The 21,505-nt window shown below is 68.2% G+C and carries 21 protein-coding genes; 10 read left to right on the forward strand and 11 right to left on the reverse strand.

From position 1 onward, the window contains the following. The first annotated feature begins 9 nt into the window (after positions 1-9). Positions 10-828, forward strand: coding sequence for a hypothetical protein (locus tag ADK67_RS07615; protein WP_053715676.1), 819 nt, complete (start codon positions 10-12; stop codon positions 826-828). Here the strand turns inward: ADK67_RS07615 and ADK67_RS07620 are convergent. Next, entirely contained in the window at positions 818-2,248 is a 1,431-nt protein-coding gene (locus tag ADK67_RS07620) for a hypothetical protein (protein WP_053715677.1), read from the reverse strand. The two genes, ADK67_RS07615 and ADK67_RS07620, sit on opposite strands and share 11 nt — an antisense overlap. A 149-nt stretch (positions 2,249-2,397) precedes the next feature. After that, positions 2,398-2,610 (reverse strand): hypothetical protein, encoded by a 213-nt coding sequence (locus ADK67_RS07625; RefSeq protein ID WP_053715678.1) that lies wholly within the window; start codon positions 2,608-2,610, stop codon positions 2,398-2,400. 117 nt (positions 2,611-2,727) lie between these two features. On the opposite strand from ADK67_RS07625, the gene ADK67_RS07630 reads away from it, so the two are divergent. Then, a complete protein-coding gene (locus ADK67_RS07630) occupies positions 2,728-3,558 on the forward strand; it encodes an NAD-dependent epimerase/dehydratase family protein (RefSeq protein ID WP_053715679.1) in 831 nt (276 codons plus the stop codon). A 54-nt stretch (positions 3,559-3,612) separates the two neighbouring features. Here ADK67_RS07630 and ADK67_RS07635 read toward each other — a convergent pair whose 3' ends face one another. Beyond that, positions 3,613-4,527 (reverse strand): ribonuclease Z, encoded by a 915-nt coding sequence (locus tag ADK67_RS07635; RefSeq protein ID WP_053715680.1) that lies wholly within the window; start codon positions 4,525-4,527, stop codon positions 3,613-3,615. Positions 4,528-4,544: 17 nt separating this feature from the next. Here ADK67_RS07635 and ADK67_RS07640 point away from each other — a divergent pair, with 17 nt between their 5' ends. Together ADK67_RS07640 and ADK67_RS07645 are read left to right on the forward strand one after the other, a co-directional pair. Continuing rightward, positions 4,545-5,363, forward strand: a complete 819-nt coding sequence (locus ADK67_RS07640) for a serine hydrolase domain-containing protein (protein WP_053715681.1) — start codon at positions 4,545-4,547, stop codon at positions 5,361-5,363. A gap of 144 nt (positions 5,364-5,507) precedes the next feature. Beyond that, positions 5,508-7,478: a glycosyl hydrolase family 28-related protein gene (locus ADK67_RS07645; protein ID WP_082403300.1), complete on the forward strand. Its 1,971-nt coding sequence runs from the start codon at positions 5,508-5,510 to the stop codon at positions 7,476-7,478. On the opposite strand, the gene ADK67_RS07650 is transcribed toward ADK67_RS07645, so the two are convergent. From ADK67_RS07650 to ADK67_RS07670, 5 genes are all read right to left on the reverse strand, one after another. Then, positions 7,479-8,441: an NAD(P)-dependent alcohol dehydrogenase gene (locus ADK67_RS07650; RefSeq protein ID WP_053715683.1), complete on the reverse strand. Its 963-nt coding sequence runs from the start codon at positions 8,439-8,441 to the stop codon at positions 7,479-7,481. Then, complete coding sequence (locus ADK67_RS07655) at positions 8,438-8,662, reverse strand: helix-turn-helix transcriptional regulator (RefSeq protein WP_053715684.1); 225 nt, start codon at positions 8,660-8,662, stop codon at positions 8,438-8,440. Before ADK67_RS07655 ends, ADK67_RS07650 begins: the two co-directional genes overlap by 4 nt. Next, positions 8,663-9,082, reverse strand: coding sequence for a hypothetical protein (locus tag ADK67_RS07660; RefSeq protein WP_053715685.1), 420 nt, complete (start codon positions 9,080-9,082; stop codon positions 8,663-8,665). An 88-nt stretch (positions 9,083-9,170) separates the two neighbouring features. Then, positions 9,171-10,025 carry a hypothetical protein gene (locus ADK67_RS07665; protein ID WP_053715686.1) on the reverse strand — a complete coding sequence of 285 codons (855 nt, stop codon included), beginning with the start codon at positions 10,023-10,025 and terminating at the stop codon, positions 9,171-9,173. Then, positions 10,015-10,554 (reverse strand): SigE family RNA polymerase sigma factor, encoded by a 540-nt coding sequence (locus tag ADK67_RS07670; RefSeq protein WP_231648065.1) that lies wholly within the window; start codon positions 10,552-10,554, stop codon positions 10,015-10,017. Before ADK67_RS07670 ends, ADK67_RS07665 begins: the two co-directional genes overlap by 11 nt. Positions 10,555-11,353: 799 nt before the next feature. On the opposite strand from ADK67_RS07670, the gene ADK67_RS07675 reads away from it, so the two are divergent. From ADK67_RS07675 to ADK67_RS07700, 6 genes are all read left to right on the forward strand, one after another. Continuing rightward, the gene (locus tag ADK67_RS07675; protein WP_157619995.1) at positions 11,354-12,004 is read left to right on the forward strand and encodes a Crp/Fnr family transcriptional regulator; all 651 of its coding nucleotides are present in this window, start codon (positions 11,354-11,356) and stop codon (positions 12,002-12,004) included. A 95-nt stretch (positions 12,005-12,099) separates the two neighbouring features. Further along, on the forward strand, positions 12,100-12,840 hold the full coding sequence (locus tag ADK67_RS07680) for a hypothetical protein (protein WP_053715688.1): 741 nt from the start codon (positions 12,100-12,102) through the stop codon (positions 12,838-12,840). Further along, positions 12,837-14,831, forward strand: coding sequence for a hypothetical protein (locus tag ADK67_RS07685; RefSeq protein WP_053715689.1), 1,995 nt, complete (start codon positions 12,837-12,839; stop codon positions 14,829-14,831). Before ADK67_RS07680 ends, ADK67_RS07685 begins: the two co-directional genes overlap by 4 nt. Before the next feature lie 16 nt (positions 14,832-14,847). Beyond that, positions 14,848-16,170, forward strand: coding sequence for a hypothetical protein (locus tag ADK67_RS07690; RefSeq protein WP_053715690.1), 1,323 nt, complete (start codon positions 14,848-14,850; stop codon positions 16,168-16,170). Then, complete coding sequence (locus ADK67_RS07695; RefSeq protein ID WP_082403294.1) at positions 16,167-17,594, forward strand: DUF4407 domain-containing protein; 1,428 nt, start codon at positions 16,167-16,169, stop codon at positions 17,592-17,594. Before ADK67_RS07690 ends, ADK67_RS07695 begins: the two co-directional genes overlap by 4 nt. A 197-nt stretch (positions 17,595-17,791) precedes the next feature. Further along, complete coding sequence (locus tag ADK67_RS07700) at positions 17,792-18,376, forward strand: hypothetical protein (protein WP_157619996.1); 585 nt, start codon at positions 17,792-17,794, stop codon at positions 18,374-18,376. 990 nt (positions 18,377-19,366) lie between these two features. On the opposite strand, the gene ADK67_RS50560 is transcribed toward ADK67_RS07700, so the two are convergent. The 3 genes from ADK67_RS50560 to ADK67_RS48750 are packed head-to-tail and all read right to left on the reverse strand — an operon-like array spanning position 19,367 to position 21,046. Beyond that, the gene (locus tag ADK67_RS50560) at positions 19,367-19,768 is read right to left on the reverse strand and encodes a hypothetical protein (RefSeq protein WP_157619997.1); all 402 of its coding nucleotides are present in this window, start codon (positions 19,766-19,768) and stop codon (positions 19,367-19,369) included. 28 nt (positions 19,769-19,796) lie between these two features. Next, positions 19,797-20,345: a hypothetical protein gene (locus tag ADK67_RS50565; protein ID WP_157619998.1), complete on the reverse strand. Its 549-nt coding sequence runs from the start codon at positions 20,343-20,345 to the stop codon at positions 19,797-19,799. Further along, positions 20,327-21,046 carry a TIGR04255 family protein gene (locus ADK67_RS48750; protein WP_197289327.1) on the reverse strand — a complete coding sequence of 240 codons (720 nt, stop codon included), beginning with the start codon at positions 21,044-21,046 and terminating at the stop codon, positions 20,327-20,329. The genes ADK67_RS50565 and ADK67_RS48750 overlap by 19 nt, the downstream gene beginning before the upstream one ends. Between the last annotated feature and the right edge of the window lie 459 nt (positions 21,047-21,505).

Here is a 21,505-nt window from a genome sequence, read left to right on the forward strand (position 1 = left end):
TTGCGCGCCATGGAGCTCCCACCTGCGTGGCAACGGCCGGATCCGTTGCGTGGACTGGAGGACATGCCCTGGTCGGTGCTGGCCCACGGGGCGGGCGTGGACGACCTCCTGCGCCGCGTCGTGCACGGTGAGCGCGTGACGCGTGAGGTCGCCTGCCAAGCCCTCGCCGGCCGGTTGCTCGTGGACGACACGGTGTCCGAGGCGAGCGTGTGGGCCGTGCCCTTCCTGGTGGAGATGGGCGCGAGCTACCGGGTGCCCGCGGACAGCCGCGATCGGGTGATTTTCCTGCTGGCCGCGATGGCGTTGGCGAGCGCCGGGTTCACCGACGACGGCAAGCGCACCCGCCGCCGGTGGAACGCGCTCGGGCGCGAGCTGCCGCGCCGGCCGCCGGACTGGATCACGCAGACGCGGTACGAGGTGGCGAAGGGCGCGCCGAAGGTGTTCGAGGCGCTGGCGGGCGCGGAGGTGGCCTGCTCGATGGCGTTGGCCATCGCGGTGCCCGAGGTCGTGCCGCGGCACGTGGCGGCGGTGGCCGAGGCGCTGGCCTCCGCCGACCGCTCGCCGCGGCTGCTGGCGCTGGCGGCACGGGTCGCGCTGCACCTGGTGAGCGACACGCCGATCACGCCGGGGCTGCTGCGCGCCACCGCGCAGTGCAACCCCGACCTGCTGCGCGCCTACCGGGACAAGGCCTACCCGCCCAACCAGCCGCCGTACGTGACGTTGCAGCTGATGGGCTACCGGTACGCCTTCCTCGCGGCATATGAAGGAACAGCCTACGGAGACTCCGATCCCTCCAATGGCGAGGAAGGCGTGACGATCACGCCGTGACGGCGGTCGGCTCCACGACCGCGGCGGCGGCCTCGTCGTCGGCGACCGGCACCGCGGGCTCCAGCGGGCCCAGCCCGGTGCCCCACTCCTGGTCGGCCAGGGCGAACGCGGCCACGGTCAGCGCCACCACCGGGCGGGCCGGCGGCAGCTGCTCGGCGTAGAAGTCCAGCTCCAGCCGCGCGCCGAGCGGTGACGGGCGCAGGCGCAGCACGCCGTGCGGCGTCTCCTCGGGGTGCGCGAACCGGCACGACCACTCGGTGAACACGATCGAGCGTTCCACGGCCTCCGTCGGGTGAACCGCGCGGACGTTCGCGCCGACCGAGCCGTGCCGGTAGTCGTCGGCGGCGGAGACCAGCAGCTCCTCGAACTCGATGGACGACACGCCGAGGTCGTGCCCGGCCACCAGCGCGACCTGCACCAGCGCCAGCGGCAGCTGCGGCAGGGCGTCCTCGAAGCACACCATCGCGCCGCCGTAGCGGGTGTTGATCTCGGTCGGCAGGAAGCCGTCGGCGGTGGCGATGCCGTCGAGGGTGAACGTGCCGCGGTAGTCGACCGTCTCGCGCAGCCGCTCGCCGACCCGGCGGGCCAGGTTGCGCATCTCCTCGCGGATCCACGCGGGCGGGTCGTAGTAGGACGCGCAGCCCGCGTACAGGAACCGGGCCTGGCCCGCGCGGCGCGGCACGACCATCTCGATCGGCCGCAGCACGGCGGTGCCGTCCGGGAACACGATCCCGTGCACGCTCACCGGGATGCCCTCCAGGAACGGCATCACGCGGACGAACTCGCACTTGGCCGCGAGCACGTCGAAGGCCTCCTGGGCCTCCTGCCGGTCGCGGACGCGGCGGACGAAGTTCGCGCCGCCGTTGATCGCCGGGCCGTCGCCGGACCAGACGACGCCCGCGCCGCGGTCGAGGCGTCCGGTCGCCTCCCACAGGCCGTCGAAGTCGAGGCCGAGCACGACGGCGGGCGCGCGTGGCGCGGACAGCTCGTCCCACAGGCCGTCGATCGTCGTCTTGTTCTCCAGCTCCACCCACTCGGGGCGGCGGGCGTTGAGCACCGGCCGGCCCGCGAACTCCGGGGTGTGCACGTACGGCGTGCTGATCACCAGCGCCTCGCCGCGCGGGTCGAAGTCCTCCAGCACCGCGCGGACCCGGCGGTCGGGCGAGGTGAGCAGCCTGGTGAGCCGGTTCTGCTCGACCGCGACGAAGCCGCCCGCGATGCCGAGCGGCACCCAGCGGGCCACTTCCGAGTCGTGCAGCGGCGCGTGGTCGTCCGTCGACAGCACGAGCGTATGGCGGGCACCGAGCTGGTGGAGCTCGCCGGCGCGACTACTCAGCCGAGTGCCGCCCGCGAGCACGACCAACCGGTCGCCGAACAGGGTGCCGAGGCGCGCTTGAAGCGCGGAAAGGACGTCATCCATCGCCGAGAACTCGCTTTATGAGAAGCAGACGAGACAGCCGGCGAGCGCCGGTGTCACGCACTGTAGAGGCAGGCGATGGGATCGGCCTAGCACGGTCCGGCAACGACCGGATGAAACTTGCCGATGGGATCAGGGGCGGCTGCGCGAGATCATCGAGCGGCGTGGCGAAGTACCTGGTCAACCCGGTTCAGGAAGGCGCGCGGACCCTGGGCCTTGGGGAACGGGAGCAGCAGGCCCAGCAGCGTGTCGTCCAGCGACGGAGGCGCGGCGGCCACGATCGCGGCGGCGGTCTCCAGGAACCGCTGCCGCTTGGCCTCCTGCACGGCGTGCTCGGCGAGAACGCCCTCGATGCTCGTGTGCATGGCTGGATGCGGGTAACTCACTTGGGTTGTATCGGCCCCACCTGTCCCGACCTTTAGGGTGAATTTGCACCGAGTTCAGAGACGTGGACGGTGCGGTGGACGTGCTGTGATGTCGCCATGCGCGTTCTGGTCACCGGGTCCACCGGGTACGTCGGACGGGTGGTGTCGGCGGAGTTGTCCGCCGCGGGCCACACACCTATCCCCTTTTCGGGTGACGTCCGGGTCGGGTCGTTCGACGGGCCGGTCGACGCGGTCGTGCACCTGGCGGGTCTGGGGCGGGTGCGCGAGTCGTTCGGCGATCCCGTGCGGTACTACGACGTGAACGTGGGCGGCACGGTGAACCTGCTGCGCTCGCCGCCGCCGCGGTTCGTGCTGGCGTCCACGGCGGGTGTGTACGGGTCGGCCGGGGTCGCGACGATCGACGAGTCCTGCCCGCGTGCGCCGGCCAGTCCTTATGCGGCCTCCAAAGCCGCCGCCGAGGACGTGCTGTCGTGGTCCGCCGCCGCGGGTCGGGTGCGCGGGGTGGCGCTGCGGCTGTTCAACGTCGCCGGTGAGGGGGACGTCGACGACACGCGCGTGATCACGAGGGCGTGCGGGGTGGCGGCCGGGCGGCTGCCGTCGATGGAGGTGTTCGGCGACGGGTCGGCGGTGCGCGACTTCGTGCACGTGCGCGACGTGGCGCGGGCGTTCGTGACGGCGGTGGAGTGCGCGGAGGAGGGGTACGTGGCGCTCAACGTGGGCGCGACGCCCGCGAGCGTGGCCGACGTGCTGGCCTCGGTGGCCCGGGTGACCGGTCGGGAGGTGCCGGTCGTGCGGCGGCCCGCGAACCCCGACGAGGTGCCCGTGCTGCGCGCGGACACGACCAGGCTGCGCGCGCTGGGCTGGGAACCGACCTGCTCCGACCTCGACACCGTGGTCCGCGACCAGTGGGCGACCGAGAGCCGGTAGCCGGCCGTCAGAGCTTCGCGAGGGTCCCCGCCAAGGGGAACCCTTGTAGTGATCTTACCGGCCGGGTCCGACAAAGTCGGTGGTCTCGCGTCGGCGGGGCAGCGGGACGCGTTCCAGGTCGGCGGCCACCACGATGTCGCCGTCGAAGACCTCGGCGGCCTCGTCGTGGAACAGCCGGGGGTCGGTGTAGCGCTGCGAGAAGTGGGTGAGGACGAGCTTGCGCACGCCGCACTCGGCCGCGACCTTCGCCGCCTGCCGCGCGGTGAGGTGGCCGTACTCCGCGGCCAGCGCCTCGTCCTCGTGCAGGAACGTCGACTCGATCACCAGCATGTCGGCGCCGTCGGCGAGCTCGAACACGCCGTCGCACAGCCGGGTGTCCATGACGAACGCGAACCGCTGGCCCCGGCGCGGCACGCTCACCTCGTCCAGCAGCGGCGGCCGGAGGTCGCGGATGGCGCGACCCCGGATGCCGCGTTCGGCCAGCCGTTCGGGCAGCATCGTGCGGCCGTCCGACTCGACCAGGCGGTAGCCGTAGGCGGGCAGCGTGTGGTCGAGCCGCCGTGCCTCCAGCCGGCCGAACGGCCCCTCGGCGACCACGCCCGGCTCGGTGACCGGCTGCGCCCGCACGTCCGCCACGTCGTGGAACGAACTCGCGTGCCGAAGCCGTTCGAAGTACTCCGCGCCCTCCGCGGGGAAGTGCGCGTGCACGGTGTGCGCCACCCGGTCGAGGGACATCCGCTGGACGACGCCCGGCACGCCGAGGCAGTGGTCGCCGTGGAAGTGGGTGATGAAGAGCCTGGTGACGTCGGTGGCCGCGACGCCCGCGCGCGCCATCTGCCGCTGCGTGCCGTCGCCCGGGTCGAACAGGAAGCCCTCGGCGTCCCAGCGCAGCAAGTAGCCGTTGTGGTTGCGGGTGCGGGTCGGCACCTGGCTCGCGGTGCCGAGCACGACCAGCTCTCGTGGTGACACATGGCAGAGTCTGCGGCATGGAGAGCTTGCAGGCGGTGTCGTCGTGGCCGGTGGACACCGCGGCGACGGCCGTGGTCGACGCGCGCGGCGAGGTGCTCGGCACGCACGGGCCGGTCGACCGCCGGTTCCCGCTGGCGTCGGTGACCAAGCTGCTGACGTCGTACGCGGTGCTGGTGGCGGTGGAGGAGGGCGCGGTCGAGTGGGACCAGCCGGCCGGGCCCGCCGGGTCGACGGTGCGGCACCTGATCGCGCACACGTCCGGGTTGGCGTTCGACTCGGCCGACGTCCAGGCCGCGCCGGGCACCAGGCGGATCTACTCCAACACGGGGTTCCAGGTGCTCGCGGACTTCGTGGCGGAGGCGACCGGGATCCCGTTCGCGCGGTACCTGGCGGAAGCGGTGTTCGAGCCGCTCGGCATGGCGTCGTCCACGCTGGACGGCTCGGCGGGCGCGGGTGGCACGTCCACGGTGTCGGACCTGGTCCGGTTCGCGGCGGAGGTGCAGGCGCCGAAGCTGGTGTCGGCCGAGCAGGTGGCGGAGGCGACGACGGTCGCGTTTCCGGGGCTGCGCGGGGTGCTGCCGGGCTTCGGGTCGCAGAAGGAGAACGACTGGGGTCTCGGGTTCGAGATCCGGGCGGGGAAGTCGCCGCACTGGACGGGCACGGCCAGCTCGCCGCGGACGTTCGGGCACTTCGGGCAGAGCGGCACGTTCCTGTGGGTCGACCCGGACGCCGGCGTGGCGTGCGTGACGTTGACCGACCGGAACTTCGGCGAGTGGGCCGCGGCGGCCTGGCCCGCGTTCACCGACGGGGTGCTGGCGGAGCTGGGTCGGGGCTGACGTCAGCCTGCGCAAGCCAGTGCTTGATTCGCGCAAGTAGTCGACAGATTCTAGGAAAAACTCGCCACTCTCTTGTGAGGCACGCCACAGCGTGCCTAAGGTCGCGTCCCCGGCCTTGAGAGAAACGAGTCCTCGATGTTGCGGATGGCTGTCAGGTTCGTCGCGGTCGCGGTGGTGGTCGCGGGGCTCGGAGTGCCCGGCACGGCCCAAGCCGCGCCCGCGCCCGTCGTCACCCGGGCCGCGCTGGACCCCGCGCTCGTCGCGGGCCGGGGCGCGGACGTCGCGTTCGTCGAGCAGGAAGCGGAGAACGCCACCACGAACGGCACGGTCATCGGACCCGACCGGACGGCGTACACGCTGCCGTCCGAGGCGTCCGGTCGGATGGCGGTCCGGCTCGCGCCCGGCGAGCACGTCGAGTTCACCCTGCCGGCCGCCGCCAACGCGATCACCGTCCGCTACAGCGTCCCGGACGCGCCGACCGGCGGCGGCATCACCGCGCCGCTGGACGTGACCGTGAACGGCAAGCACCGCAAGACGATGACGCTCACCTCGCAGTACGCGTGGCTCTACAACCAGTACCCCTTCAGCAACGACCCGAACGCCGACCTGCTGCACCCGGACTGGTGGATCACCGAGTGCGCGTGCGTGCCGTCCCAGACCACGCCCGCCCCGGTCATCACGAAACCGTTCCGCCCCAGCCACTTCTACGACGAGCAGCGCCTCAAGCTCGGCAGGACCCACCGCGCCGGCGACCGCGTCCGCCTCACCGCACCCGCCGGCACGAACGCCGCGTGGACCGTGATCGACCTGCTGGACTCGGAGCTGGTCGCACCGCCGCACGTCAACCCGGTCGCGGCGAACGTGCTGCTGTTCGGCGCGGACCCGACCGGCCGGCGCGACTCGGCCGACGCCCTCGACCGCGCCATCGCGTTCGCCAGGCGCCACCGGCTCCCCGTGTACCTGCCGCCGGGCACGTTCCAGGTCAACCGGCACATCGTCGTGGACGACGTGACCATTGAGGGCGCGGGCAACTGGCACACCGTGGTCAAAGGCCGTGAGGTCACCCTCCCGACCCCCGCGCCGGACGGCTCCGTGCACACCGGGGTCGGCTTCTACGGCAAGCCCGCGGCCGAAGGCGGCAGCCACGACGTCCACCTGCGCGGTTTCGCCATCGAGGGCGATGTGCGCGAGCGGGTCGACACCGACCAGGTCAACGGGATCGGCGGCGCGCTCAGCGACTCCACGATCCGCGGCCTGCACCTGCGCCACACCAAGGTCGGCCTGTGGTTCGACGGTCCGATGTCGAACGTCTCCGTCACCGACAACATCGTGGTGGACCAGGTCGCGGACGCGCTGAACTTCCACACCGGCGTCACGGACTCGTTGGTGCGCAACAACTTCATCCGCAACACCGGTGACGACGGCCTCGCCATGTGGTCGGAGCACCGGCAGGACGCGCGCAACCGGTTCGAGCGCAACACCGTGCAGTCGCCCGTGCTGGCCAACGGCATCGCGTTGTACGGCGGCACGGACAACGCCGTGACGGGCAACCTGGTCGCCGACCCCGTGCGCGAGGGCAGCGGCATCCAGCTCGGGTCGCGGTTCGGCGCGCAGCCGTTCACCGGGCAGGTCCTGATCACCGACAACACCACCGTCCGGGCGGGCACGTTCGAGCTGAACTGGAAGGTCGGGCTCGGCGCGATCTGGTTCTACGCCTTGGAAGGCGACATCGACGCGGACGTGCGCGTGGTGGGCAACCACTTCCTCGACAACACCTACAACGCGATCATGCTGGTGAGCGAGTGGTCGGTGAAGGACCTGCACTCGATCACCAACGTGCGCTTCGAGGACGTCCACGTCGACGGCACGGGCACGTCGGTGGTGAGCGCGCGGGCGGCCGGGTCGGCGACGTTCGCGAACGTGGACGCCCGCAACGTCGGCGCGGTGCCGGTGAACAACTGCGGTTCGTTCCACTTCCCGGCCACCGGCTCGGAGTTCGCCCTGGCCGACGGCGGCGGCAACGACGGCTGGCTGGCGCCGTGGCTGCTGCCGAACACGATCACGTGCGACGACCGCCCGCGGGTCGTCCCGCCACCGGCGCCGTCGCGGTGGTGACTAGGGCGTGACGACGGCGTGGCCGCGCACCCGGCCACGCCGCACGTCCTCGATCGCGGCGGCGGCCTCGGCCAACGGGTACGTGCGGTCCAGCGCGGGCACGACCTCACCCGCTTCGATCAGCTCGCGGAGCAGCACGAGGTCGTCGAGGCGATCCTTGTGCACGAGCGGCCGTGCCTTGATCCCCAGGAACGGCGCCGCGACCAGCCCGCGGACCCACCGGTCCATGCCCATCAGCCACCGCCCGCCCGTGCCGCCGGCGAGCACGACCGTCCCACCCGGCTTCAGCAGGCGCTTCAAGGTGCGCAGCGACGGGTTGCCGTAGAGGTCGATCACCACGTCGAAGCCGCTCGCCGTCAACGGTCCGGCCGCGTAGTCGAGCACGTGGTCCGCGCCGAGCCCCGTGACCAGGTCCGCTTTCGCCGCGCTGCACACCCCGGTCACCTCGGCGCCGTAGTGCTTGGCGATCTGCACGGCGTACACCCCGACGCAGCCGGAAGCGCCCAGCACCAGCACCTTCTGCCCGGCTGCGACCCGACCCGCGTCCCGGACCGCCTGCAACGCGGTGAACCCCGCGATCGGCACGGCCGCCGCCTGTTCCGCCGTGAGGTTGGCGGGCTTGGCCGTCACCTGGCCCTCGGGCACGGCGGCGTACTCGCAGAACGCGCCGGAGCACCACCCGAACACCTCGTCGCCGATCTTCGTGCGGGACACGCCCCGGCCGACCGCCTCGACCGTGCCGGCCAACTTTAGGCCGGGCACCCGGTTGCGCGGTCGCCGCACCCCGACCACCGGCCGTGCCGCGTAGGGCAGGCCGCGCAGGATGTGCCAGTCGGAGCCGGAGACCGCGGCGGCCCGCACGCGCACCAGCACCTCACCGTCCCCGACCGACGGCTTGTCGATGTCGTTCAGCCGCAGCACTTCTTCGAGGACGCCGTACGCGTCCTGGGTGATCGCTCTCATGAGTCGTCCTCCGGGTACTGGAACACGTCGCCGAGCGGGACCTGGAAGACCCGCGCGATCTGGAAGGCCATCTCCAGCGAGGGCGAGTAGCGGCCCTGCTCGATGGCGATGACGGTCTGGCGCGTGACGTCGAGGCGGCGGGCCAGCTCGGCCTGCGTCATCTCGCCGTGCGCGAAGCGGAGTGCGCGGATCGAGTTGGTGATCCTGGTCGGCTTGCCCACTCAGAACCCCCGGCGGTACGCGACCAGCTTGACCGCGGCGCCGAACACGGCCCACGCGTTGAACACCAGGAAGATCGCGTTGGCGATCCAGAAGTGCGGCGCTTCGGCCAGCGTCAACCCGAAGGGCAGCACCATGCCCACGCCGAGCACGACGCCGGCCACGTGCTCACCGAACCGGTTGATGTCGCGGTCGCGGGCGTCGGCCCGGTGGCTCTCGCTCGGCTTGGCGATCTCCAGCGCGACCCGGCCGACCACGGCCAGCCCCACGGCGATCCCGACGGCCCACAACATGGGCGACACGTAGGGCACCTCGGCCACCGGCCCGTCACCGGCCCGCCCCAGGACGACCACGACGTACCCGAGGTAGGTCAGCGCGCTGACCACCAGGTACACCCAGATCCCCTTCTCCTCGTACGACATGGCACCACGCTCCGATGTAAAAGAAACTTGACACCCTGAAGGTAAGGTTCGCTTGACATGATGTCAAGCATCTTTGACACCGCGGGGCTCACCGCACTTCGGTGAACCCGGCCGGCACGGGAGCGACGAGCTTGTCCAGGTTCTCCGGGGTGGGCGCCAACCACGCCAGGTCCGCCGGCGGCAGGGCGTCGTCCTGCAGGTGCTGCTGCCGCACCGGGAGCCACGACCCGAGGTCGACCCACAGGGCCACGGGCGGGGTGGCCTTCAGCCCGAGGTCGCCCTCCAGGTGGACGGTCGGCTTGCCGTTGACGAGTTCCCCCTCGGCGACCACGCGCAGGCGTCCGTCGGCGAGCGCCTGCTTGATCCGCGCCGGGGTCAGCACGTCGGTGTCCACAACGGCCTGCCCCGGCGAGTGGTACCCAGGAGTGCGCCGCCACGTCCGGTTCACGTGGTCGACCACGGTGGTGGTGCCGTCGCGCTCGATGCTCGTGTCGATGACGGGCTTGCCGTCCACCAGGACCGACGACCGGAAGGCGGTGCCGTCGCCGAGGCTGTGGTTGTCGTGGACGGCGGGCCTGCCCGGCTTGCCGTACTTGCCGGACTCCTCGGTCGAGGTCCTGCGCACGACCCAACCGTCCACGCCGTCGAGCGCGGTCGTCACCTCCCGCGCCACCAGCGCGATGTCCACGCTCGGTACCAGGGCGGTCGACGACGCGTGGCCCTCGTCCGGCGGGGTCGAACCCGGTCTCACGGCCACGATCCCGACCGCGAGCGCGAGCACGACCGGCACCGCGACGAGCCCCGCGCGGCGGAGGGCGATGCGGCGGCCGTAGCGCTTGGCGAGTGACGGCAGCAGTGCGGGCGGCACCTCCTCCTCGCCCGCCCGCAGTGCGAGGCGCAACTCGTGCACGAAGGTGTCGTCGAGCCGGTCGTCAGTGGACATCGTTGGCCTCCTGGAAGGTCTCGGAGCCGTCGAGCGACTGCCGCAGCAGCAAGAGGGCCCGGTGGGTCTGGGACTTCACCGTTCCTTCGGTGATGCCCATCGTCTGCGCGGTCTCGGCGACGGACAGGTCGGCGAAGAACCGCAGCACGACCACCTCGCGTTGCCGCTGCGGCAACGCCGCCACGGCCTGCCGCACCGCCTGCTGGTTCACCACGCTGCGGGCGTGATCACTGGGGTCGGGCGGCGCCACCACGTCGTTCAGCGGCTGCTCGACGACCCGCCGCTTCACCCTCCGCCAACGATCCCTCGCGAGGTTGACCAGAACCTGCCGCGCGTACGCCTCGGGGTGCTCGAGTACCCGGTGCCAGCGCAGCGCGGTTCTCAGCAACGCGGTCTGCACCAGGTCCTCGGCGTACCCGCGGTCGTTGACCAGCAGGAACGCCAGGCGCAGCAGACCGGGCGACTGCGCGCGCACGAACTCCTCGAAGCGGGCGTCGGGCAGCCCACCGGTACTCCGTCTGAAGAACACAACCAGGATGAACGTCTTCCCACCCGACCGGGTTGTCACGCCGGCCGGACTTTCTTCGGCGCACAGGCGTGCCGCGTCACGGCGGAGCGACTCGGTGACCACGCGGCGGTACTCGCGATTGAACCACGACGGACCGTCGGACGAGGTGGCCCGACGCCCCGCGACGTTGTCAGTCGTGCCGGAGGCAGCGACAGTGCCTGTCGCGCCCGAATGCGCTAGTGAGGCGCAGCGGACTCGCGGCTTCGATCACGCGAAAGCGGCCGTGCGACACCGAGAAGCTCAATCCCGCGGACCGTACGGGATCGGCGACGCGCACAGGTTCGACGCAGTGGTCGCGCGTCCACCACCGGAAACATCCGGCACATGGACCCCGTTTCCGAACAACGTTCTTCGACAGTGTGTCGAATCGCAGACCGATCGATCAAAATTCGCAGTGAACCGGAATATGAATTACTTCCACGGGCCGTCGCCAAGGGATCTACCAGCGCAAACAATCCTTACACTCGCGGCCCATGACCGCACCGAGAAGTGGATCTTCACCGGTTAGAACCAGAGCGCCACCCGGATGCGTACACCTTCGGCGACCATGTAACCTTCCGCTCACCCACGGCGGTAACACCAATCCGATAAACACCGGATCGGACGCAAGAGTGGGCGACCGAAGGTATGAACCGTCACTCACAGGGTTGATCAAGGTGCGGTTCTCGCTGCAGAACGGCGACGGGAGATTGCGTTGTCCCAAGCATCGAGCCAACATGCGTGGCTGCCCGGAACGTACCTCGCCCGACTCAGCGGTGACGTGCGGAGCGGGCTGCTTTCACTCGGCAGGCAACGCGTCATACGGACGAACGAGCACCTGACCCGCCAAGGCGATCGCGAGATGGGTGTATTCCTGCTCAAGTCGGCGGTCTCCGGCAGCGCTGTGTGCGCGAAGGTCACGCGAGTGGCGCAGAACGGCTCCGAGGCGCTGATCGGCGTACGCGTAGCCGGCGACGTGATCGGAGAAGGCGCTGCGCTGCGACAGGACCTGATCCGCTCGGCCACCGTGACGGCCTGCACCGACCTTCTGGTGCAGGTCATCGAACGACGGCAGTTCCTCGCGTACCTCGATCGCAACCCCGAGGCGTGGCACGCGTTGTGCGCGCTGATCACCGACCGTCTCGACTGGGCCAACCGCAGGCGCGCGGACTTCGCCGCGTACGACGTCAAGGTGCGGTTGGTGCGGGTCCTGCTGGAGTTGGCCGAGACGCATGGTGTGCCCGGTCCACTCGGGGTGGACCTCGGCGTGGCCGTCTCGCAGGAGGAGCTCGGCAGGCTGATCGGCGCGAAGCCGGACGCGGTCGGCGTGGCACTGAAAGCGCTCAAAGCCAAGGGGTTGGTGACGGCGCGCTACCGGGGCGTCCGCATCCGGGATCTCGAGTCCTTGCGCCGCACCGCGGACGACGATTGATGCCGACTTCTCCGAAACCCGGATTTTCCCGAAGTGTGCGGTGCGACCGCCGCGCAGACTCCTCGCTACACCACCACGACGCGGAGGAAGCCACCGTGGACGACCACTTCACCCGCCGCGTCCTGCTCAGCCTGGACGTGGAGAACTACAGCTCGCGCCGCGACGTCGATCAGGAACGGGTACAGCACGCCTTGGCGAACGTCATGCGGGTCACCGCTGAGCGGGCAGGCCTCGACCGGTCCCGGTGGCTGGTCCAGGGTTCCGGTGACGGAGAGCTCTCGGTGCTGCCCGTCGAGACGCCCGAGAAGCGCGTCGTCGACCACCTGCCCTCGGCGTTGGCCGAGTCGCTGGCCGCGCACAACGTTGATGCGCCGCACGAGCTGAAGCTGCGGCTGCGCGTTGCGGTGCACCAGGGACTTGTGCGCGCGACGCCGTACGGCCACGCCGGAACGGGCGTGGTGATGGTGAGCCGCATCCTCGACAGCGATCCCGGTCGGCTCGCATTGCGCGCGTGCCCCACCACCGACCTGGTGCTCCTGCTGTCACCGCCGCTCTACCTGGACCTGGTGGTGCAAGGTCACACCCGGCTGTCACCGCGAGACTTCCGCGAAGTGCCGGTGGTTGCCAAGAAGTTCAACAGCACTGCCTGGCTGCACGTGCCGGGCGTCGACGTGCGCGCGCTGGCCCTCGACCTGGTCCAGCGGCCCACCGCCGAAGCCGTGTCCGTGTCCACGCCGGAAGCACCGCCGGCGCCAACCGGCCACAGCACAACGGTGCATGGCGGCGTGCACGGCCGCAACGTCGTCATCGGTGTGCAGAACAGGTTCGGGCGATGACCGTGCAGCAGGCGCAGGAAGCCGCCTCGACGCCGACCGACGAGCCGGCGGAGGGTCCAGAACCGCGGTACGACCGGAGAACGCTGAACGAGGTGCAGGTCAACCTCTACAGCCCTCGTTTCGAGCGCGCGGTGCTCGGCGCGCAGACAGTGGGCGGCTGGTCCTCGCGGCCTCTCACCCGGGCCACGGGCCGCGTCGACGATGGCGACATCGCCGCCCTCAGCCGGTTCGTCAGCCCGGAGGGCTTCGGACCGGCGGTCGAACAGCTCGCCGCCGACCGGCTGCTGGTCCTGTGCGGCGCGCCGGGCACCGGTAAGCGCTCGTCCGCGCTGGCTCTGCTGCGCCAGGTCACCGACCAGTCGCTCTACTTGATGTCGCCGCACGTGTCACCGGCCGAGCTGGCGGAGTACGAGTACGAGTCCGGCTGCGGCTACCTCGTGATCGACCGCGTCACCGAGTACGGCGGCGAGCCGGACTTCGAATGGCGGGTCGTGCGCGACCGTGCCCGCGACCGCGACTGCTACCTGGTCATCACCGAACCGCCGGCAATCGTCGTGGACCGCACCTGCCACGTCGCCTGGCACGCGCCGGCGTCCGAGCGCGTGTTGCGGGCGTACTGGGACGGCACGCTGCCGGCTGACGAGGAACCGGTGCTGCACGAGGCGCTGGCGTCGATCGACAGCGTCCGCGACGTGGTCGGGCTGGCCGAGTGGCTCGCTCGCGGGCTGCCTCTCGACCAGGCACTCGAGCACCTCGACGCGCGCATCCGGGTCGAGGTGGAGGAGTGGTTCGAGGAGGCAGACCGGCGTCAGGTACTGGAGGTCACCGCGCTCGCGTTCGCCACCGGCGTGGATGAAAGGACGTTCGAGAGCGCGATGCGGCTGTTGCAGCAAGTGTTGGATCGGGACGTGCCGACCGCCTCGGACGAGGCGGTGGAGCCCGACCGGCTGCCACAGCTACGGCGAGACCTGCTGACCAACGAGCTGGTGGCCACCTCGACGTTGCACACCGACTTGGGCACGCGTGGCGCGTTGCGGTTCGCCAGGGCCGGGCACCACCGACCCGTGTTGGCGCAGCTGTGGCAGCGCATGGACGTCGTGTTCTGGGACGCGGTCGTCGAGTGGCTGGACGAGATCGTCACGGACTCGCGGTACGAGGTGCCGGTCGCTGTCGGCCTGGCGGAACTCGCCACCATCGCTTTGGACGAGGTGGTGCGTGTGCTCGACCGGTGGGCACGCGGCACACGTCGTGCGGCGGGACGACGGGTGGCCGTCTACGTCCTGCACCTGATGGCTTACGACGAGGTGCTGGCACCCGCGGCGCTGAAGATCGCGGCCGGCTGGGTCGAGCGGGGCACGCCACAGCAGCGATGGGTCGCGGCGATGGCGTTCATCGGCGGGCTCGGCGCCCGATACCCCCACGACGCACGCCGCCGCCTTTGGACGGTGTGCACTCAGTCGCACACCGTGCACGGTGACGTCGAGCACGTGTTCGGCGAGCTTTTCGCCACGCTGGTTCGCGACACCGACAACGCGCATCTCGTCCTGCATTACCTGCGAGACAAGGTGACGCGCTTCAACGCTCCGGGCGCGCGACCGGCGAGCCGCGCGGTAGCCATGCGCACCGCGCTCGCCGTGCTCGAGTCGCGGAAGTCGGACGCCAAGCGATCCGCCGTCCTCCTCCACCTGGAAGAACACCCGGAAGGCGGCGACGTGGTAGTTCGCCTGCTGGCGAGCGTGCTGGTCTTCCGGCCGCTGCGGCTGCGGGCGATCAAGGCGTTGCACGCGCTGCTGGAGGACATGGCCGAGAACGACCCCCGTGCCAGGGCGAACGCGCACAGGTTGGGCGTGTTGCTGCACTCCACCCTGCCCGTCTGGGAGCACGAAGCGCTGGACGCGGATTTCCGGGTAGTGGCGGCGCGCCGACAGGACACCGACATCAGGTCCCTCGTGGACGCCGTTCTCGACGCGCTCAAGGGACGCGTCTCCTGACTTGGAGCCACGACACATGGAGAAGAAGTCGTACCCGGTGATCACCGAGCGCGTGCTCGAACCGCTGCCGCCGAAGCGGCTGTTCAGCCGGAGCCGCGGCCGCCTGCGAGCGGAGGTGCCACTCGTGCTGGCCGGGCAGCAGTTGGTGTACCGCACGCGCAACCAACTCGTGCTGGACACGAACGACCTGCCCCTCGACTCGCCGACCGTGGTGGACGCCTCGCACGTGTCTGTCGTAGACGTCACCGCGGACATCGAGGTAGTCGCCGAGCTGGTCATCCCTTCCCGTGACGCGGCGAACTTCACACTCCGCGTGGCGTTCTTGTGCACCGCGGTGGACCCGGTCGCGGTCGTCGGCGCCGGCGGCAGCGACGCGGCCTCCCTGCTGACCGGCTACCTCAAGGGCCACCAGCGAATCTTCCAGCTCGGCCTGGACTACGACCTCGCGGACATCAACGACGTGCGCCGCAAACTTGATGCGCAAGTTCGGGCCTACCACACGATCGAACCGCCGGAGTTCGCCGGGCTGGCCGTGACGCTCGCCAGCGTCGAAGTCATGACGCCCGAGCAGGTTGCCGAGTTGAAGACGAGGTTGCGGGAGGCCGAGGGAACGCACGTCGTGAGGACCACACAACTCAGCCACGACCACCGACTGCACGACTTGGAGCAGTTCCACAGGCAGTCCGTCGAGTTCCAGGACACTGAGCACGCGAGCTCGCTCGACGCGCTGCGGCGTGCGCACGCCCGGCGGGAACTCGACCACACCACCCAGGTAGTGGGGGCGGACCCGATCGCCGCGCTGTACCTCGCCCACGCTGCCGGCGAAGTGAGCACGAGGGAGGTCGCCGACGAGCTGCGCCGATTGCACGAACGCGAGGTCGAGCAGGACCGCGAGGACCTGCGGCTGGCGATCCAGGACGAGCGTGCACGGGACCGGCTCCGATGGGACGCGGAACGGGCCGACGTGCAGCACCGGCAGGAAACCGAGCTGGAGCAGTCCCGCGCGAAGCGGGAGGCCGACCGCGCCGACGCGCTGCGCCTGGCTGAGTGGGAACGCGAGGACCGGCACTTGGCGCGGTCCGAGGAGATGCAGCAGCTGGTCGCGCAGCTGAACGTGATCAAGGCGCTCGCCGCGCAGGGACATCTCGACACCGCCAACCTCGGACCGGGCCTGACCAAGATGATCAACAACGTGCTCAGCAGCCGCGCGAGGGAAGTCGAGACGACTGCTCCCTCCGGTGACGACCTTGCGATCACGGCGCCGGCGGAGCAACCGGAACTGACCGACGACCAGGACCTCGCCGTCGACGACGACCGCAGCACGAAGGTGGAGGAATGACGACGCTCGACGAACGCCCGTCCGTCGACGAGCAGCCGCCGATTCGGAGGAGGGCCGGCGCACCACCGGTCAGCACACCGCCGGTCGAACGTCCCGTCCGGGTGTCGCTGCCGAACGACGTCGCGATCGGTGCCCTCCGCCCGGTGATGCCGCAGCGCGGCGTGCCCCGATTGCTGCGGCGCGTCATCGGGGTCAACGAGGACGTGCTCGACTGGGTGCCGGAGGAACGACCCCGCTACACGCGCCTCGGCCTGATCGTGCTGAACACGGGCCTGCTGGCGGCGGTATCGATGCACATGGCGCTCGCGAGCGTGCTGGGCGGGCACTGGTGGCTGGTGTTCGCCGACCTCATCTGGGCCGTGATCATCATTACTGCCGACAGCTGGCTGATCTCCAGCACCCACGGCGCGGCGCGGACGTCGCTGCTCGGCACCTACCTGCCCCGACTGCTGCTGTCCGTGCTGTTGGGAGCTGTCATCGCCGAACCGCTGGTGCTGGCGGTGTTCCACCAGTCGATCGACAACGAGATCAGCGAGACGCGCAAGGCGGACATCGACGCCTACGGGAGCACGGTGAAGCGGTGCAACCCTCCGACCGGTGAAATTCCGACCGACCCGTCCTGCGCGGGGTTTCTCGTGGTGATAAGCGAGCGCCCGCAAAGCGCGGTGGACGAGTTGGCGCGAGCCACGGCACACCGCGACGGGCTGGCCGCCCGCGTCGGCGACGTGGACGCCCAGTTGGCCGAGTTGGAGCGCCTGGCCCGTGACGAGTGCGCGGGACGCGGCGGTCCAGGTCTGACGGCCGTGCCCGGTGAAGGACCGGAGTGCACCCGCAACCGGGACAAAGCGGACCAATTCCGCCGTGACAGCCAGGTCGAGCAGTTGCACGCAGACCTCGTGGTGGCCGATCGGCAGGTCTCGGAGCTGACGGAGAAGGTCTCGAACGCCTCGAGCCAGACGGAGCGCGAGATCAACACCGCCATCAACGCGAAGATCGACGAAAAACGGAAGAACCTGGCCGAACGCGGTCTGCTCGACAAGTTCGAGGCACTGGGCAGCCTATCGTCCACGCACTTCTCGGTGTTGATGGCGCACGTGTTGTTGGCTTTGCTCCTCATTGCGCTCGACTGCCTGCCGGTGCTCAGCAAGATGATGAGCGCGAACACTGAGTACGATTCCCGGGTGCGCCGTCAACTCGACGTCTCCGGCCGGCTGCACGATCTGCAACTGAAGGCCAGCGAGAAGCGCGACTCGGTCGACTTCGAGCTTCAGGAACTCCGCTTCCGGCAGAAGCTGAGGACGGGCATCGAGGAGATCGGCGGCGAGGACCGGACCGCCAAGGCACGTCGCCGGATGGAGGTGGACGCTCAGATCGACCATCTGGCGGCAACCCTGGAAAAGGCCCGGAACCCAGTGCCCCGGTAACGGGTGGGCCGATCCGGTGTCTCTGCACCGGATCGGCCCACCCCACTGATCATCGTTGAGCACGACACCACTTAGTGCTTCCACCGAGTGCAATTCCACTACACCACCCAATGTCCGTTCGATTTATGGAACTGCTCTCGGATCGGATCTACAAGGCCAATCGTGGTGTCTCCGTCCCACTACCGAAGGAGTGGCACATGGTTCGCGTTCGACCTCACTTCCGCAGTGGCATCAGGGTCAAGGGTCACCACCGGTCCGCTCCCACCCGCACCGGCGGCGGTGCGGACAACAGCGTGGTGGGCCTGCTCTTGGCCGCCGTCCTCGTGGTCGCGGGTGGCGGACTCGGCGCCGCCGCGAGCTCCGACGCCTCGACCGCGACGACCTTCACCCACACCCGCCTGGACCGCTCCGAGGGCGGCTCGTGCGCTGAGTCGTCCTACGGACAGGTCCACGACTACCTCGCCACCCACCCCTGCGCCAGGCTCACCCGTGCCCTCTACGACGCCTCCGACGGCACGGGCACAGCGCGTGTCGCCGTGGCATGGGTGACGATGCCCGACACCGTCCGAGCCGCAGAGTTCAAGGTTCTCGTCGACCGCCACGGAACAGGCAACATCACCGAGCTCACCAAGGACGGGATCCGCTTCTCCGGGTACCACTACGACTCCCTCGCCGACGGCACCACTGTCGTCATAGCCCAAGCCGAGCAAGCTCCCGGCAGCACGCTGTCGACCAATCGCCTCAAAGCCGCGGCGACCGAGGCCATCACACTCACTCCCTGAGTCGGATTCGGCGCGGTGACCCACACCGCCTCATCGTGGTCGCGACCTCGGCGCACCGGGCTCAACCACCAGGTCCAGGTAAATGAGTTGGCAGCCGGCGCCGAAGGACAGGTAGCTGGTCTCCACCACGCCACGGCGATCGAGTTGCTCGGCATCAACCGGACCTTCGATGCGCTGTGCGCGCAGGCGAGTCTCTGCGTGATCGTGCGCACAACGTGCGCCACAGCCCTGGTCAGGGTGACGACCGGGGATGCGCAGAGGCGGCGAGAGCGTGCGGTCGGATGCGCTCGACCGGATGAACGTCCTCTTCGCTACGCCGTCGCCGAGAAGTGAACTTCCGTCGCGAAGCGGTCAGGGCCCCTGTGGAAGATTCTCCCACAGGGGCCCTGACCTAGACTTACTCTGGTGCGCTCGGCAGGATTCGAACCTACAACCTTCTGATCCGTAGGAACCGGTCAACGCGCTGACCAGGCGTTCCTCCTCATCTGCCCTTCGGTGCAGATGGTGCACAAGTAGCCCTCGATGGCATCCCGTTGCGGTCACAACTGCGGTCGGCCTCGGGCTACTACATCTCCCCAGCCACCCGCCCTAAGCCAGTAGTGAGCCAGCTCCGGAACTGCACACACATCTCCCGTTGGCCGCTGGCGCGGAGCGTAGGCGGGCGTCGATCGCCGGGCCCACCGGTCCGCGGTGACCCACCGCGCGATCGTCACGAGTCGTGGTCGCTGGTAGTCCATGGCTCACCCCCGCCGTCGGCGGTGCGCTGCCTGGTACAGCGCGGGCCGCGCCGCTCGGCCGCCGGGCGTGAGGGAAGCGGGAGCCCGGCGTGCCGGGATGGATGCCGCTCCGGTGCCAGCAGGACAGGCACCGTGCGCGCCGCCGACGGCGGCGCGCCTTGATCCCATAGAGCCAAGTTCGGCAAAATTTCGCTTACGACGAAGTAGATCGCCTATAGTAATCCAGTACAATGGAATGATTTTGCCCTAGACATCATTCAGGATCTCGTTCAGGTAGCTTGAGCATCGCTAAATGACGAGTGAGTGCTCCGCTGAGTTTACGCCGCTGACCGCGACTCAAAACACCGTTCGGACCTTTAACTAACATGTGTGCGAAATTAATGGGAAGCTCGTCATTAGGATCGAATACGACCCCGCAGGATTCCGAGCGCGCTTGACCGGCCGTTATTGATACAAGACCGTACTCCGGCTCAGGAAGAATCTCGTCTGGCCTTACACCATGCTCCTTCAGCAACGACTCCGCATACGAAGATAACCCGTCCTGGCCTGCCTCAATGGACATGAAGGCGCTAGAAACTCTATAGCCTCCCGTACCTTCATCGCGAACCCAATGCGTCGGATGTAAATGCCGATACAAGGTTTCTTCATCTGCCACCGATGAGTCATCCCACGTTAAGTCCGCACTATCTGCCACCGCGCCCCCTGGCCGACTGAGCGTGAACTTGCAAGGCATGCCGTAGCAGCGCGCCCTGATAGTTCGGAATGAACCACGTATCTTCTACCTCAACGATGACCTTACCCTGCAGATCCGTAGCATAGGCGAAGATTTCACCACCGACCTCAATGCCGATCTCGATGGATTGATCGGCAAAGTGCCATTCGGCCTGCACTCCACCGGAGGACAACGGAACGAGATTTGGAGCAGGGATCTCTTGAGCGCGTAGGTCAATCAGAACTCGTAGAAGCTTTGCAACAGTGTCGAGCGCGATCGGATAAGAACCAGGACCATTCCAGTTTGGCCCGAGTCGAACCAGATTATACGTTTCTTTGATTATCGACCTAAACCAGGAGCGCCCTTCGTCGGTCGAAATAGTGACTGACCGCTCGGGCCTAGTATTGGTCGCCAAAGGAATGGCTTTTGCAGGAAGGGCTTTTCTTTCCTGCCAAGCTGGCGGAATGTACGCAATCCTGTTTGCGGACTCTACCGAAACCGTCATGATCTTTTCCCCCATTTAAGATGCATGTCTTCGGATGTCGCCGACAAGAAGAGTTGCTCAACGCGGTCATGAATTCTGTCGAAACCGCCTACATACGACTCATCATCACGGATGTCGGTTGTTGAGATGAGAGAAAGCCTAGATCCTTCCACCCCGTCAGGATCGACCTTCATTGTCGTCTGCTGACCTACAGCGATGTCGTCGTCAACGACCCACTGTGCAGCCACAAGCGAACTCTCCGAAAATTTCGTATGACCTCTTTCGTGCGACCATTCAGTTATCAAACCATGAAGCAGATCTGCAGGCGGTAGATCGATCTGATTGATATAATCAATCTGAACTCGCCGAATTGAGCGCACCAAATCGCTATCGACTATTCTAGATTCAAGCCAATCGTTTCCTACGTTGAGAAGGCCCTGAAGCTCTGCTAAAAGCGCACGATATTCCGGATAAGGGTTACCGCCAGGCGTGTACCGCCATGAGCAGATTAGTCGGTCAAACTGAAAGCGAATCAAACGATCGTTTTTTTCATTACTGATCCACCAACAATAAGGAGGCGCTTCATTATCCGGAATGATTTTGATGCCAGGGACATTGATTTCATTCCAAGGTGGCATCGCCGATCGCTCTGCAACCTTCGGATACTCTGGACGCAGCCGACCTAGCAGGTCTCCGACGTCCGCCGCCAGAACGCCCTCTACTGGGTCGAACAGCACAGTCAGAGACACCTCCCTCACGGGGGGTTGCGTGAACCGTACGGTCGTCATGACGTCAGCCTCCGAGGTTGGCGTGTCTGCAGGATATAGAGCCAACGACCGAAGTGACACAGCGAAATGGTGGATCGTTCGATGGTGGTGCGTGTTCACCGGTTCGGTCGTGGAGTTGTACGGAGAGTTGCGATTGACTGATCAAATCACTCTTTCGGCCTAGTTTGCCGAGTTAAGTGGGACGAATTTTCACGTTTTGACTACCGTGAGTAACGATTCGTACTGTGACGTAACGTCTGACCATCACTCAAACCTACGTTCAAGTAGTTTCAGGTGTTCAAATCTTGAGACTTGGAGGCGTCCGGTTCGCTCACGGTGGACTGCGGCGACCCTTCAGGGGCACACACGTTCGACTACTTCTCGACGTACCGAAGCAGCTCGGACGTGGAGCTGACGATCATCGATGCG

Source organism: Saccharothrix sp. NRRL B-16348 (assembly GCF_001280085.1).
Lineage (GTDB): Bacteria > Actinomycetota > Actinomycetes > Mycobacteriales > Pseudonocardiaceae > Actinosynnema.